This is a genomic window from Micromonospora sp. S-DT3-3-22 (assembly GCF_015354745.1).
Classification (GTDB): Bacteria; Actinomycetota; Actinomycetes; order Mycobacteriales; family Micromonosporaceae; genus Micromonospora; species Micromonospora wenchangensis.
Genome location: NZ_JACGMO010000050.1, coordinates 1 through 13,853 on the forward strand (window position 1 = coordinate 1; position 13,853 = coordinate 13,853).

Annotated in this window: 11 protein-coding genes and 1 tRNA gene; 7 read left to right on the forward strand and 5 right to left on the reverse strand. The window is 73.3% G+C overall.

What is annotated here, in order from left to right; all coding sequences use genetic code 11:
• The coding region (locus H1A17_RS16320; RefSeq protein WP_194822258.1) for a serine/threonine-protein kinase at positions 1-1,061 on the reverse strand (1,061 nt) is incomplete at its 3' end.
• A gap of 171 nt (positions 1,062-1,232) precedes the next feature.
• Between H1A17_RS16320 and H1A17_RS16325 the strand changes: the two genes are divergently transcribed.
• Positions 1,233-1,703, forward strand: a complete 471-nt coding sequence (locus H1A17_RS16325; protein ID WP_194822259.1) for an Rrf2 family transcriptional regulator — start codon at positions 1,233-1,235, stop codon at positions 1,701-1,703.
• A 178-nt stretch (positions 1,704-1,881) separates the two neighbouring features.
• Positions 1,882-2,886, forward strand: coding sequence for a sulfite exporter TauE/SafE family protein (locus tag H1A17_RS16330; protein WP_194822260.1), 1,005 nt, complete (start codon positions 1,882-1,884; stop codon positions 2,884-2,886).
• 84 nt (positions 2,887-2,970) lie between these two features.
• Here the strand turns inward: H1A17_RS16330 and H1A17_RS16335 are convergent, their stop codons facing one another.
• Complete coding sequence (locus H1A17_RS16335; protein ID WP_228543657.1) at positions 2,971-4,449, reverse strand: pyridoxal-dependent decarboxylase; 1,479 nt, start codon at positions 4,447-4,449, stop codon at positions 2,971-2,973.
• Positions 4,450-4,658: 209 nt separating this feature from the next.
• On the opposite strand from H1A17_RS16335, the gene H1A17_RS16340 reads away from it, so the two are divergent.
• A complete protein-coding gene (locus H1A17_RS16340) occupies positions 4,659-6,959 on the forward strand; it encodes a cellulose binding domain-containing protein (protein ID WP_145920918.1) in 2,301 nt (766 codons plus the stop codon).
• Positions 6,960-7,156: 197 nt separating this feature from the next.
• On the opposite strand, the gene H1A17_RS16345 is transcribed toward H1A17_RS16340, so the two are convergent.
• Both H1A17_RS16345 and H1A17_RS16350 read right to left on the reverse strand, forming a co-directional pair.
• The gene (locus tag H1A17_RS16345; RefSeq protein WP_194822261.1) at positions 7,157-8,167 is read right to left on the reverse strand and encodes an LLM class flavin-dependent oxidoreductase; all 1,011 of its coding nucleotides are present in this window, start codon (positions 8,165-8,167) and stop codon (positions 7,157-7,159) included.
• 144 nt (positions 8,168-8,311) lie between these two features.
• On the reverse strand, positions 8,312-8,791 hold the full coding sequence (locus H1A17_RS16350) for an Lrp/AsnC family transcriptional regulator (protein ID WP_145920916.1): 480 nt from the start codon (positions 8,789-8,791) through the stop codon (positions 8,312-8,314).
• Positions 8,792-8,909: 118 nt separating this feature from the next.
• On the opposite strand from H1A17_RS16350, the gene H1A17_RS16355 reads away from it, so the two are divergent.
• A complete protein-coding gene (locus tag H1A17_RS16355) occupies positions 8,910-10,103 on the forward strand; it encodes a PLP-dependent aspartate aminotransferase family protein (protein ID WP_194822262.1) in 1,194 nt (397 codons plus the stop codon).
• A 61-nt stretch (positions 10,104-10,164) separates the two neighbouring features.
• Here H1A17_RS16355 and H1A17_RS16360 read toward each other — a convergent pair.
• Positions 10,165-10,247 (reverse strand) — tRNA-Leu (locus tag H1A17_RS16360).
• A gap of 95 nt (positions 10,248-10,342) precedes the next feature.
• On the opposite strand from H1A17_RS16360, the gene H1A17_RS16365 reads away from it, so the two are divergent.
• The 3 genes from H1A17_RS16365 (at position 10,343) to H1A17_RS16375 (ending at position 13,845) form a co-directional block, all read left to right on the forward strand.
• Positions 10,343-10,966: an ANTAR domain-containing response regulator gene (locus tag H1A17_RS16365; RefSeq protein ID WP_088643111.1), complete on the forward strand. Its 624-nt coding sequence runs from the start codon at positions 10,343-10,345 to the stop codon at positions 10,964-10,966.
• 272 nt (positions 10,967-11,238) lie between these two features.
• Positions 11,239-12,411, forward strand: a complete 1,173-nt coding sequence (locus tag H1A17_RS16370) for a hypothetical protein (RefSeq protein ID WP_194822263.1) — start codon at positions 11,239-11,241, stop codon at positions 12,409-12,411.
• Between the two features lie 273 nt (positions 12,412-12,684).
• The gene (locus H1A17_RS16375; protein WP_145920913.1) at positions 12,685-13,845 is read left to right on the forward strand and encodes a branched-chain amino acid ABC transporter substrate-binding protein; all 1,161 of its coding nucleotides are present in this window, start codon (positions 12,685-12,687) and stop codon (positions 13,843-13,845) included.
• The last annotated feature ends 8 nt before the right edge of the window (positions 13,846-13,853 follow it).

Genomic DNA, 13,853 nt, shown 5'->3' on the forward strand with positions numbered 1-13,853 from the left:
GTGGTGGGCCACGGCGTCGGCACCGGGTCCCCGGTCACCTGCGGGGCCGGGGGGACGGTCGAGGTGCCCGGCCAGGCTTCCGCCACCCCGGCGGTCGGCCAGGGGTCCACCGCCGCCGCCGTCGTCGGCCACGGGTCGGCCGCCGCGACGACCGGCGGGGTGGTGGCCACGGTACGCGGGACGTGCCGGGTGGCCGCGGCGTCGGTGCCGGCCCGCAGCACGGTCTGCAACGGTACCTCGCCGCTCGGGTGGGCGTCCCGCCCGAGCAGCCGCAGCAGCACCTCCTGGGCGGTCGGCCGGGCCCGGTGGTCCTTGTCGAGGCACTGCCCGATCAGGGTGGCCAGCGGGCCGGTGAGCCCGGTCAGGTCCGGCGGGTCGTGCAGGACCCGGTGCATCACCGCGGCGACCGGGCCGGTGCCGAACGGCGGCTGCCCGCCCGCCGCGAAGGCGATCGTCCCCGCCCAGGCGAACACGTCGCTGGCCGGCCCGACCTCGTCGTCGCGGAACCGTTCCGGGGCCATGTAGGTGGCGGTGCCCATGATCCGGCTGGTCATCGTCTCGGTGACGTCCAGCGCCCGGGCGATCCCGAAGTCGATCACCCGGGGGCCGTCCGCGGCGAGGATCACGTTGTCCGGCTTCAGGTCGCAGTGCACCACGTCGGACTGGTGGATCGCGGCGAGCGCGGTGGCGGTGCCCACGGCCAGCCGGTGCAGCGCGTTGCCGGCGACCGGGCCCTGCTCACGGACGTGCCGTTGCAGGGTGACGCCCTCGATGAACTCGCTGACCACGTAGGGCAGGTCGCCGTCCACGTCGGCGAAGAGGATCTGCGCGGTGCAGAACGGCGCGACCCGGCGGGCGGCGGCGATCTCCTTGACGAACTGGGCCTTCGCCCGGGGATGCTGGTGCAGGTCCACGTTGATGACCTTGACCGCGACCCACCGGCCCTGTTCGTCGCGGCCCAGGTAGACCACGCCCTGACCGCCCGCGCCGAGCCGACCGATCAGCTCGTACGGCCCGGCCTGGCGCGGGTCGCGCGGGTTCAGCGGCGTCACGTCCGGCATCGCTGTCGCTGCCCCTATCGGCCTGTGCTCCGGTGCGCTGGTATCCGCCACCGGCGACCCTGCCGGCGACACGGGTATGGTGCCATGCCCGCGCCACCGGGACAGCCCACCCTGGCCGTTCGGTGGAGGGTGGCGGTCCGGCCGGCGGGGCCGGCGACTAACCTTGCGGCCATGCGCCTCTCCGCCCGGGTCGACTACGCACTGCGTGCGGCGGCCGAACTCGCGTCGGTCGCCGACGGCGCGGACGCCGGCCGGTCCCGTCCGGTCACCGCCGAGCAGATCGCCAGGTCGCAGGACATTCCGCCGAAGTTCCTGGAGAGCATCCTGCTCCAGTTGCGCCGGGGCGGCATCGTGCACGCCCAGCGGGGCCCGGAGGGCGGCTACTGGCTGGCCCGGCCGGCGGCGGAGATCTCCCTCGCCGAGGTGATCCGGGTGATCGACGGGCCGCTGGCCCACGTCCGGGGGCAGCGTCCCGAGCAGCTCGGCTACCACGGCGCGGCCCGCGCGTTGCAGGAGGTCTGGATCGCGTTGCGGGCCAGCGAGCGGGAGATCCTGGAGCAGGTCACCATCGCCGACGTGGCGGCCGGGGTGCTGCCGGGCCGGATCAACGAGCTGGCCGCCGATCCCCGCGCCTGGAGCTGACACCCCCTCGGGCCGCGTCGCCCCGCCGCACCCCGGACGACCTGGCGCGCGGGGTTCCGACCGGCGTGTCCCGCTCCGCCGACCCCGTCCCACCCACCGATCTGGGGGTTGACCGGGGAGCGTCCGTGCCGCATTCTCGACCAAGTCGATAGGAGATGCCGAAAAGTTCGGAGGGCTCGTGCGCAAGCTTCTGATCCTCGCTCTGGTCGGGCTGGCCGCACAGCTCGTCGACGGCGCGCTCGGCATGGCGTACGGGCTGACCTCGTCGACCCTGCTGCTCTTCGTCGGGGTCGCCCCGGCCGCCGCCTCGGCGTCGGTGCACCTCGCCGAGATCGGCACCACGCTCGCCGCCGGTGTCGCCCACTGGCGGTTCGGCAACGTCGACTGGCGGGTGGTGACCCGGATCGCCCTGCCCGGCGCGGTCGGCGCGTTCGTCGGGGCCACCTTCCTCAGCGCCATCTCCACCGAGAGCGCCGCCCCGTGGATGGCCGGCATCCTGTTCACCCTCGGGGCCTACCTGCTGGTGCGCTTCTCCCGCCCGCTGCGTCAGCGCTCCGGTGCCGGGCGGCTGCGCGGCCGGTTCCTCGGCCCGCTGGGTCTGGTCGCCGGCTTCGTCGACGCCACCGGCGGCGGGGGCTGGGGCCCGGTGGCCACCCCGGCGTTGCTGGTGTCCGGTCGGATGGAACCCCGCAAGGTGATCGGCTCGGTGGACACCGCCGAGTTCGTGGTGGCCGGGGCGGCCAGCATCGGCTTCCTGATCGGCCTGGGCAGTGAGGGCTTCCTGCTGCCGACCGTGGCGGCGCTGCTGGTCGGTGGCCTGATCGCCGCGCCGGTGGCCGCCTGGCTGGTGCGGATCGTCCCCGCCCAACTGCTGGGCGCGACCATCGGCGGGGTGATCGTGTTGACCAACGCCCGCACCCTGCTCAACGCCGGTGACGCCGGCTCGACCGTCCGCCCGGTGGTCTACGTGCTGCTCGCCGTGGGCTGGGTGGTCGCCCTGACCTTCGCCGTCCGCGCGTTGCGCCGCACCCGCCGCGCCCGCGCCATCGTCGACGCCGCCACCACCGCCGATGCTCCCGCCGTCGGGCCACAGTCGGCGGACACCACGGCTCCGGCCGTCGCGGCGCCGGCCGGCACCGACCCGGCCGGGGCCGACGACCGGCTGGCCGTCGTCGAGCGCTGACACCGACGGGGGTACGCCACCCGGTGTCCCCCCGCCGCAGCGACCGTCGTCAGCACCGCCCGCCCCGGGCCGGGGCGGCGACGGTCACCCGGGGAACGCGCCGCCCGGGGCAGGCCCACCCACCGGGGTGGCCCCGGCGAGGAGGTCCGTCGCCGCCGCCGACAGCAGCGCCCAGGCCCGGTCCACGTGCTCCGGCCCGGTCAGCGGCGAGCCGACGGCCAGCCGCAGGGTGTACCGGCCGTTGACCCGGGTGTGGGTCAGGTACACCTGTCCGCTGTCGTTGACCCGGGCCAGCAGCGCCGCGCTGGCCTCGTCACCGGCCCGCAGCCGGAACGTGACCAGGGAGAACGGGTGCGGGGCGGCGAGGGCGAACCGGTCGTCGGCGCGGACCCGGTCGGCGAACCGGTCGGCCAGGGCGATCCCTGCGCGCAGGTGCGCGCGGAGCCCCTCGACGCCGTACCAGCGCAGGACGAACCAGAGTTTCAGCGCCCGGAACCGGCGGCCCAGCGGGACCTGCCAGTCCCGGTAGTCGATCACCGCACCGGATTCGCTGGCGGCGTTGCGCAGGAACTCCGGCATCACGGTCAGCGCCTCGATCAGCTCGCCCCGGTCGGCCACCCAGAAGGCGTCGCAGTCGAAGCCGGTGAGCAGCCACTTGTGCGGGTCGAAGCAGTACGAGTCGGCGTGCTCCACCCCGGCGTGCGTCCAGCGCAACTCGGGGCAGACCGCCGCCGCCCCGGCGTACGCGGCGTCGACGTGCAGCCACACGCCGTACCGCGCGCAGATCGCGCCGATCTCCGGCAGCGGGTCGACGGCGGTGGTGGAGGTGGTCCCGATGGTCGCCACCACGATGGCCGGCACCTCGCCGACGGCCAGGTCCGCCTCGATCGCCGCGCGCAGCGCCGCCGGGCGCATCGCCTGGGTCTTCGGGTCCACGTCGATGGTCCGGACGCCCTGCTCGCCGAGGCCGGCGATGCGGGCCGCCTTCTCGATCGAGGAGTGCCCGTGCACCGAGGTGTACGCCCGGTAGCGGCGGTCGACGCCGACCTCCCGCCACCGGCCGCCGCTGGCCCGGTGCAGCGCGGCCAGGGTGGCGACCAGGGTCGCCGAGGAGGCCGAGTCCTGGATGACGCCGCCGCCGGTGCCGGTGGAACGCCAGCGCGCGGGCAGGTCCATCAGGTCGGCCAGCCAGTCCAGCACGACCGTCTCCAGTTCGGTGCCGGCCGGGTTGGTGGCCCAGAGCATGCCCTGGCTGCCGAGGCCCGAGCTGACCAGGTCGGCCAGCACGCTGGGGCCGCTGGTGTTGGCCGGGAAGTAGCCGAAGAAGCCGGGGTGCTGCCAGTGGGTGACCCGGGGCGCGATGATCGCGTCGAGGTCGGCCAGCATCGCCGCCACCGGCTCGCCGTGCGCGGGCGGGCCGGTCGGCAGGGCGGCGGTGACCGTGCCGGGCGGGTCCGGTGGGGTGACCGGGCGTCGGTCCAGCGTCCGCCAGTAGTCGGCGACCCAGTCGACCACCGCGTACCCGGCGCGGCGGAACTCCTCGGGGTCCATGTGCTCAGCCATCCGCCGAGTCGATCAGGTGGGCGGGTCGGGAGCAAGAGCGGGTACGGCTTGTGCGGGCGGAAAGCGTTGTCCTACGATCCGACTGCGCGGAGTCGAACTATGGATGTCGATGCAAAGGCGTCCGTCACCACCGTCAGCGCGGCGTCATCCCGCCGGTCCGGGCAGGCCGGCGTCGCCACCGTGCGCTGACCTCCGCGAAAGGCGTTTCCGTGCACCTGAGCCCCACCCGTCGTCGCGCCGCGTTGCTCGCCGCCGCCGCGGCCACCACCCTCACCGCCGGTGCCCTCACCGCCGTGGCGGCCTCGGCCGCCGCCGCCGGCTGCCGGGTCGACTACACGATCAGTAGCCAGTGGGGCGGCGGCTTCGGCGCCGACGTCCTCGTCACCAACCTCGGCGACCCGATCAACGGCTGGACGTTGACCTGGTCCTACACCGCCGGCCAGCAGGTCACCCAGGCGTGGAACGCCACGGTCACCCAGTCCGGGGCGCAGGTCAGCGCCAAGGACGCCGGTTACAACGCGGCGCTGGGCACCAACGGCACCGCGAACTTCGGCTTCAACGCGTCGTGGAACAACGCCAGCAACCCGACGCCGGCCAGCTTCGCCCTCAACGGCACGACCTGCACCGGCGGCACCGCGCCGACGACCGCGCCCCCGACGACCGCGCCGCCGACCACGGCACCGCCCACCACCGCGCCCCCGACCACACCACCTCCGACGACACCGCCGCCGACCACGCCCCCGCCGACCAACCCGCCGGCCGGGGCCAAGCAGCTGGAGGATCTCGACCGGGGGCTGATCAGCGTCCGCTCCGGCAGCGGGAACCTGGTCTCCTGGCGGCTGCTCGGCACCGAGACCTCCGGGGTGTCGTTCAACCTCTACCGGGGCTCCACCAGGGTCAACGCCTCGCCGATCACCGGTGCCACCAACTACCTCGACAGCGGGGCGGCGGCCGGCTCGGCGTACACCGTGCGGGCCGTGGTGAACGGTGCCGAGCAGGCGGCGTCCGCGCCCGCCCTCCAGTTCGCCAACGGCTACCTGGACGTGCCGATCCAGCCGCCGGCCGGCGGCACCACCCCGGCCGGGGAGGCGTACAGCTACTCGGCCAACGACGCCAGTGTCGGTGACCTCGACGGCGACGGCGACTACGAGATCGTCCTCAAGTGGGACCCGTCCAACGCCAAGGACAACAGCCAGTCCGGCTACACCGGCAACGTCTACGTCGACGCGTACACCCTGACCGGCAGCCGGTTGTGGCGCATCGACCTGGGCCGCAACATCCGGGCGGGTGCCCACTACACCCAGTTCCAGGTGTACGACTACGACGGCGACGGCAAGGCCGAGGTGGCCATGAAGACCGCCGACGGCACCCGCTCCGGCACCGGCCAGCTGATCGGCTCGTCGTCGGCGGACTACCGCAACTCCAGCGGCTACGTGCTGTCCGGCCCGGAGTACCTGACCATGTTCAACGGTCAGACCGGCGCGATCGCCTCCACCGTCAACTACGACCCGCCGCGCGGCACCGTCTCCTCCTGGGGCGACTCGTACGGCAACCGGGTCGACCGGTTCCTCGCCGGCACGGCCTACCTGGACGGGCAGCGACCGTCCCTGATCATGGCGCGTGGCTACTACACCCGGGCGGTCATCGCCGCCTGGGACTTCCGCAACGGCGCGCTGACCAAGCGGTGGACGTTCGACTCCAACGCCTCCGGCAACTCCGCCGCCGCCGGCCAGGGCAACCACCAGCTCTCCGTCGCCGACGTCGACGCCGACGGCCGCCAGGAGATCGTCTACGGCGCGGCCACCATCGACGACAACGGCCGGCTGCTCTACTCCACCAACAACGGTCACGGCGACGCCCTGCACGTCGGTGACCTGGACCCGAGCCGCTCCGGCCTGGAGATCTTCAAGGTCGACGAGGACGGCAGCAAGCCCAGCTCCTGGTTCGCCGACGCGCGTACCGGCCAGATCCTCTGGTCCACCGGGGCCAACGGCGACAACGGCCGGGGCGTCTCGGCCGACATCTGGGCCGGCAGCCCCGGTGCCGAGTCGTGGTCGTCGGCGGTCGACGGGCTGGCCAACACCCGGGGGCAGAACATCGGCCGCAAGCCGTCGTCGGCGAACTTCCTCGCCTGGTGGGACGGCGACCCGGTGCGTGAGCTGCTCGACGCCACCAAGATCGACAAGTACGGCACCGGCGGTGAGACCCGGCTGCTCACCGGCAGCGACGTGGCCTCCAACAACGGCACCAAGTCGACCCCGGCGCTGTCCGGCGACATCCTCGGCGACTGGCGCGAGGAGGTGATCTGGCGCACCAGCGACAGCCGGGCGCTGCGGATCTACAGCACGCCCACGCCGACCAGCACCCGGATCTACACGCTGATGCACGATGCCCAGTACCGCGTGGCGGTCGCCTGGCAGAACACCGCCTACAACCAGCCGCCGCACCCGGGCTTCTTCATCGGTGACGGCATGTCCACCCCGCCCACGCCCAACATCTACCTGCGCTGACGGTGTGGGCCCGGCGCTGACCGGGCCCACACAAGCAGGCACCGGGTCGCCAGCCGCGGAATCCGCTCAGCTGGCGACCCGGTGCACCACACCGCAGCACCCCCGACCCGTCCCGACCGGGAGTGCCGTACCACCACCGGTAATAAAGTTAGAGGTCGTCCGCAACGGTGGGGTGACGTGGCTATGAAGAGCGTGTTTCAGACGCCCCGGGACAGCCCGCCGACCACCTTCCCGGCCACCAGCTCGAACGAGCGCACCCGGTCGGCCACGTCGTACACCATGGTGGTGAGCATCAGCTCGTTCGCGCCGGTGCGGGCCAGCAGCTCGGTGAGCTGCCGACGGACCGTCTCCGGCGAACCCATCGCCTGACCGTCGCGGCGCTGCCGCACGAACTCCCGCTCCAGCTCGGTGTACGGGTACCGGGCGGCGTCGTCGGGGCTGGCCAGCGGCTCCGGCCGCCCCGAGCGCAGCTTGAGGAACGACAACCCGGCCGGCCCGGACAGCCACTCGGCCCGCTCGTCGGTGTCGGCGCAGACCACGTTCACCGCCACCATCGCGTACGGCTCGGCCAGCCAGCGCGACGGCCGGAAACTCTGCCGGTAGAGCTGGAGCGCGGGCAGGGTGTGCTGGGAGCTGAAGTGGTGCGCGAACGAGAACGGCAACCCCAGCAGCCCGGCGAGCTGGGCGCTGAACCCGCTGGAGCCGAGCAGCCAGACGGCGGGGGACTGGCCCAGCCCCGGGCTGGCGGTGATCGCGCCCGGATCGTCGCCGCTGAAGTAGTTCATCAGGTCGGCCAGCTCCCGGGGGAAGCCCTCCGCCGACAGCCCCTCCATGGTGCGCCGCAGGGCCAGCGCGGTCCGCTGGTCGGTGCCGGGGGCCCGGCCGATGCCCAGGTCGATCCGGCCCGGGTGCAGCGCCTCCAGGGTGCCGAACTGTTCGGCGACCACCAGCGGCGCGTGGTTGGGCAGCATCACCCCGCCCGAGCCCAGCCGGATCGTGGTGGTGTGCGCCGCCAGGTGGGCGAGCAGCACCGCCGGTGCGGAGCTGGCGATCGCCGGCATGTTGTGGTGCTCGGCCACCCAGAACCGGCGGTAGCCCAGTTCCTCGGTCCGGCGGGCCAGCTCGGTGGTGTGCCCGAGCGCCTCGGAGGCGGTGGCCCCGGCGGCGACCGGAGCAAGATCAAGAACAGACAACGGTACGTCGATCACGCCTGGTCCCAACCCACCCCACGCCGGATTTGTTCCTACGGGCCCGGCCCGCCGTGCGGATACCGCAACATCAGTGACGTCGCGCTGTCCGGGCTCTCCGGATACCGCATCATCGCTGTCCTTGCGAGGAACTTGCGACGGGCGTCAGCCCCGGCCGCGGGCCTGCTCGAAGATCAGGCTGGTCTGGGTGTGCTGCACCGCCGGATCCACCGCCAACTGGTCCAGGACGAAGTCGCGCAGCGCGTCACCCGACGCCGCCCGCACGTGCAGCACGTAGTCCTCCGCGCCCGCCACGTGGAACACCGACACCACCCCGGGCAGCCGGACCGACCGGGCCCGGAAGGCGTCCACCGCGGCCCGCTCGTGCGCGGTCAGCCGGACCGACACCAGCGCCTGCAACGGCAGCCCCACCGCCGCCGGGTCCACCTCGGCGTGGAACCCCCGGATCGCCCCGCAGTCCCGCAGCGCCCGGGTACGGGTCAGGCAGGTCGACGGGGCCACCCCCACCCGTTCGGCGAGGGCGTTGTTCGGCAGCCGGCCGTCGGCGGCCAGCTCGGCCAGGATCGCGCGGTCGACGTCGTCCAGGGTGGCGAAGGGCCGTACATCGTTCGGTGCGGAGGGCATCCCCGCATCCTTCCGTGAATCCGAGCACAGGAAAAGCCGCCCTTCCAGAATATCGTTCGAAGGTGTTGCCCTCCGTCGTGCTGATGTTCGAAGCTGCCGGTATGACGGCGGCTACGGCATGAACCCTGACTCCAGCGTCGGGGCGACCCTCGACGACACGTCCGTGGACACCCGGGCCGTGCACGCCGGCCGGGAGGACCTCGCGGCCCTCGGGGTGCACGTACCGCCGATCGACCTGTCCACCACCAACCCGCTGCCGTCGGTCGAGGCCGGCGGCACGGCCTACGAACTGCTCGCCACCGGCGGCACCCGCGCGCCCGGCGACAGCGCCGTCTACCAGCGGCTGTGGAATCCCACCGTGGCCCGCTTCGAGACCGCGCTGGCCACCCTCGAAGGCACCCCGGCGGCGGTGGCCTTCGCCAGCGGCATGGCGGCGCTCACCGCGTCCCTGCTCGCGGCCACCCGGGACGGCCGCCGGCACGTCGTCGCCGTCCGCCCCCTCTACGGGGGCACCGACCACGTGCTCGCCACCGGCCTGCTCGGCACCGAGGTCAGCTGGGCCCGCCCCGACGAGGTGACCGACGCCGTACGGGTCGACACCGGCCTGGTCGTCGTGGAGACCCCGGCCAACCCCACCCTCGACCTGGTCGACATCGCCGCGCTGGCCACCGCCGCCGGTGACGTCCCGCTGCTGGTCGACAACACCGTCGCCACCCCCGTGCTCCAGCAGCCGGCCCGGCACGGCGCCGCGCTCGTCCTGCACAGCGCCACCAAGAGCATCGGCGGACACGGCGACGTGCTCGCCGGCGTGGTGGCCTGCGACGACGACTGGGCCGCCCGGTTGCGCCAGGTGCGCGCGGTCACCGGCGCGGTGCTGCACCCGCTCGGCGCGTACCTGCTGCACCGGGGCCTCCAGACGCTGCCGCTGCGGGTCCGCGCGCAGCAGGCCGGCGCGGAGAAACTCGCCCTGCGGCTCGCCGGGCACCCGGCCGTCGTGCGGGTCCACCACCCCTCGGTGCACGACCCGGCCGGGCTGGTCGGCCGGCAACTCGCCGGCACCGGAAGCCTGCTCGCCTTCGACGTACGCGGTGGCGCGCCGGCCGCCGCCCGGGTCGCCGGGGCCTGCCGGCTGATCACCCACGCGGTGTCGCTGGGCGGGGTGGACACCCTGATCCAGCACCCGGCCTCGCTGACCCACCGGCCGGTGGCCGGGGAGGCGAAACCGGGCGACGGGCTGCTGCGGATCTCGGTCGGCCTGGAGGACCCCGAGGACCTGTGGGCCGACCTGGCCCGCGCGCTCGCGGCGGAATGAGGGGCCGGCCGCTCCGACGGGTCGAATGCCCCGCAGTAGGGGCGGTAGTCGAGTGTTTCGGTGCCGGGAGCGGGATTCGAACCCGCAAGCCCTTTCGGGCAGAAGTGTTTGAGACTTCCGTGTATGCCGTTCCACCACCCCGGCGTCACCCCGAGGGGCGCGTGGCTCACTGTACCCGACTAGGCTCATGCGGGAGCATGGGTGGTAGCCGTGTGGGATCGATGGTGGGGGTAGGGCTGGTGGCCGAGACGCAGACGGATGCCGAGCGCAGGCGGGTGCTGATCGCCGAGGACGAGGCGCTCATCCGACTGGACCTGGCCGAGATGCTGGTCGAGGAGGGTTACGAGGTCGTCGGCGAGGCCGGTGACGGCGAGACCGCCGTCCGGCTGGCCGAGGAGCTGAAGCCCGATCTCGTCATCCTCGACATCAAGATGCCGATCATGGACGGGCTGGCCGCCGCCGAGCGGATCGCCGGTGCCCGGATCGCCCCGGTGATCATCCTGACCGCGTTCAGCCAGCGTGACCTGGTGGAGCGGGCGCGGGCCGCCGGTGCGATGGCCTACCTGGTCAAGCCGTTCCAGAAGAGCGACCTGGTGCCGGCGGTGGAGATCGCCCTCTCCCGCTACTCCGAGATCGCCGCCCTGGAGTCCGAGGTGGCCGGCCTCACCGACCGGCTGGAGATCCGCAAGACGGTCGAACGCGCCAAGGGCGCGCTGATGACGACGTACGGGATGACCGAGCCGCAGGCGTTCAAGTGGATCCAGCGCACCGCCATGGACCACCGGATGACCATGAAGGAGGTCGCCGAGCGTATCCTCGCCGAGACCGCCGGTGGCGAGATCGCCGAGCAGCCCACCTCCTGACCGGCCGTCGATCGGTCCGTCTTTCCTCCCCGATCGGCGGCGGGACCCGTCCGGTCGGCACGCGTACCCCTCCGGACCGGCGGAGGAATCCACCCCGACGGTCGGATCGTTCCGGCTCTGACCGGCGGTGACACCTCGGCTGACCGGTCCGTCCTCGACCCCGGCCGGTGGGCCCCCGCCCGGCGGGTCGGCGGTTACGGGTCGGGCAGGGCGTCCGTCGGGGCGGCCGACGTGGCCCCCCACGGCGGGGTCCCGCTGCCTAACATCGACGCATGTCTGCCCGGCGGGTGCTCGTGGTGTGCGCTCTGCTCGTCCTGCTGGTCGCCGCCTGCGACCGTTCCGGAGGTGACCGGGTCGACCCGGGAGGCGGCCGGTCGGCGTCGGTCGAGCCGGCCTGGCAGGAGGCGACCCTGCCCGTGCCGCCCGGTCCGGCCGGACGGCTGGTGCTGCGTGACGCGGTCTCCTGCGCCGGGGTGCGGTTCCTGGTCGGCGGGGTCGTCGACGCCGCCGGTGGGAGCCGCCCGGCGGCCTGGTCCAGCGCGGACGGTTCCACCTGGGTGCCGGTGCCGGTCGCGGCCAGCACGTTCTACGGCCGGCAGCACGTCCTCTACGCGGCGGCCTGCGCCGGGGGTCGGGTGGCGGCGCTGGGTGCCAAGAACGGTGGGGTGCACGGCAATCCGCGTACCGGGACCTGGGTCCGCGCCGGTGACGGCCCGTTGCGGGAGGTGCCGGCGGCGTTCGAGCTGTTCGGCGGCCCCCGCGCGGTCAGCGTGGCCCGGTTGGCGGCCGGTGCCGGGGGCTGGTTGATCGCGGGCGCCCGGGTGGACGGCGCGGCGGTCTGGACGTCGCCGGACGCGGGCGGGTTCACCCTGGCCGAGGGGCTGCCGGAGCTGGCCGGCGACGCCCGGGGGCGGACGGCGGCGTCCGACGCGGTGGCCCTGCCGGCGGGTTGGCTGGTGGTCGGGTCGCTGCTGCCGGCGGGCGGCGCGGCGCTGCGGCCGATGGCCTGGACCTCGGTCGACGGGCGTTCGTGGCGGCGGGCGGAGCTGCCGGTGAAGGACGGTCGGGGGCGGGCGGAGCGGGTGGTGCTGCGCGACGGCGTACCGGTGGCGGTGGGGGCGGTTTCCGACGGTTTCGCCGTCTGGCGGGCCGACAACGGGGCGCGGTGGCGGCGGGTCGGCGGGTTCGGGGCGGCCGGTCCGGGCGTGCTGTCGGTGGTGGGGCTGGCCGTGGTGGGTGGGGCGCTGGTGGCGGTGACCGGGGACGGTGCCGGTCGCGCGGTGTGGATGTCGACGGACGGTGGGGTGTCGTGGCGCTCCGTCCGGGTGCCGCTGACGGTGGTCGATGGCGGCGACACCGCCCTGGCGGTGGCCGGCGGCGATGATCGACTGCTCCTGCTGGCCGACGACGGCAGAGCCTCCCACGCCTGGTGGGGGCGGGTTTGAGTGGCTATAGGCGGGGGCGGTGGCCGGCGGTGTCCCACGCCTTCGAACAGAAAGTGAAACTCTCTCAGAACCGACGGTTCTTACAGCGATCGTTTCGAATCCGCCACGGCGTGTAACGGTTCGATCAACCCCGCTTGCTGGGGCTTACGTCGCAGCTTCCCGGTGGGATAACGTCCCGGCCCAGACCGGCGACGACGGTCTGGTTCGTCCGCCCCCGCAAGGGCCAATAGGCAGCGGGTGGTTCGGACCATGCGACGGAGGAGGGTTCCGGCCTTGAGGCAGAAGCTCGCACGCGTGATCGGTGGAGTCGCCATGCTGGCGCTCGTCGCCGGCGGCACCGCTTGCTCCAGCGGCAGCGACGACGAGGCGTCCGGTGGGGACGGCTGCGGTAGCAAGATCGCGTTCTTCGGCGCGCTGACCGGCAGCTCGGCGGCGCTGGGCATCAACGAGAAGAACGGCGTCAAGCTCGCCGTCGAGAAGTACAACAAGGAAAACGCCGACTGCAAGGTCGAGCTGGCCGAGCTGGACTCGCAGGGCAGCCCGGACCAGGCGCCCGGTCTGGCCCAGAAGGCCATCGACGACGCCAAGCTCCTGGGCATCGTCGGCCCGGCCTACTCGGGTGAGTCCGAGGCCGCCGGCCCGCTGTTCAACGAGGCCGGCCTGGTCACCATCACCCCCTCCGCCACCCGTCCCAGCCTCGCCCAGCAGGGCTGGAAGACCTTCTTCCGGGCGGTCGGCAACGACCTGAGCCAGGGCCCCGCGGCCGGCACCTACATCAAGAACGTGCTCAAGGCCGACAAGGTCTACGTCATCGACGACCAGTCCGCCTACGGCGCGGGCCTGGCCGACGAGGTCAAGAAGGTCCTCGGCAGCGCGGTCGTCGGCTCGGACAAGGTCCAGGGCGAGGGCAAGCAGACCGAGTTCTCCGGCGTGGTGACCAAGGCCAAGGCCGCCGGTGTCAAGGCCGTCTTCTTCGGCGGCTACTACCAGGAGGCCGGCCTGATCCGCAAGCAGCTCACCGCTGCCGGGGTCACCGCTCCGATGATCGTCGGCGACGGCTCCAACGACCCGGCGTACATCACCACCGCCGGTGCCGCCGCCGCCGAGGGCACCATCCTCACCTGCCCGTGCGCGCCGGCCGCCGAGGCCCGCGGCACGTTCGTCGAGGAGTTCAAGGCGCTCAACGGGGCCGACCCGGGCACCTACAGCGACACCGCCTACGACGCCGCGAACATCCTGCTCGCCGGCATCAAGGCCAAGAAGACCACCCGTGCCGACCTGCTGGAGTTCGTGAAGAACTACGACGGCGAGGGTGTCGCCTCCAAGTACAAGTTCGTCGAGGGTGGCGAGCTGGACCCGGCTCAGGTCGTGGTCTGGGCGTTCAAGGTGCAGGGCGGCAAGGTCGTTCCCGACCAGGAGATCCCGAAGTCCTGACCACGGTC

Coding starts and splice junctions, on each gene's coding strand:
- H1A17_RS16325 (WP_194822259.1), top strand. CDS start 1,233: ATGCGCCTCTCCGCCCGGGTCGACTACGCACTGCGTGCGGCGGCCGAA.
- H1A17_RS16335 (WP_228543657.1), bottom strand. CDS start 4,449: ATGGCTGAGCACATGGACCCCGAGGAGTTCCGCCGCGCCGGGTACGCG.
- H1A17_RS16350 (WP_145920916.1), bottom strand. CDS start 8,791: ATGCCCTCCGCACCGAACGATGTACGGCCCTTCGCCACCCTGGACGAC.
- H1A17_RS16355 (WP_194822262.1), top strand. CDS start 8,910: ATGAACCCTGACTCCAGCGTCGGGGCGACCCTCGACGACACGTCCGTG.
- H1A17_RS16370 (WP_194822263.1), top strand. CDS start 11,239: ATGTCTGCCCGGCGGGTGCTCGTGGTGTGCGCTCTGCTCGTCCTGCTG.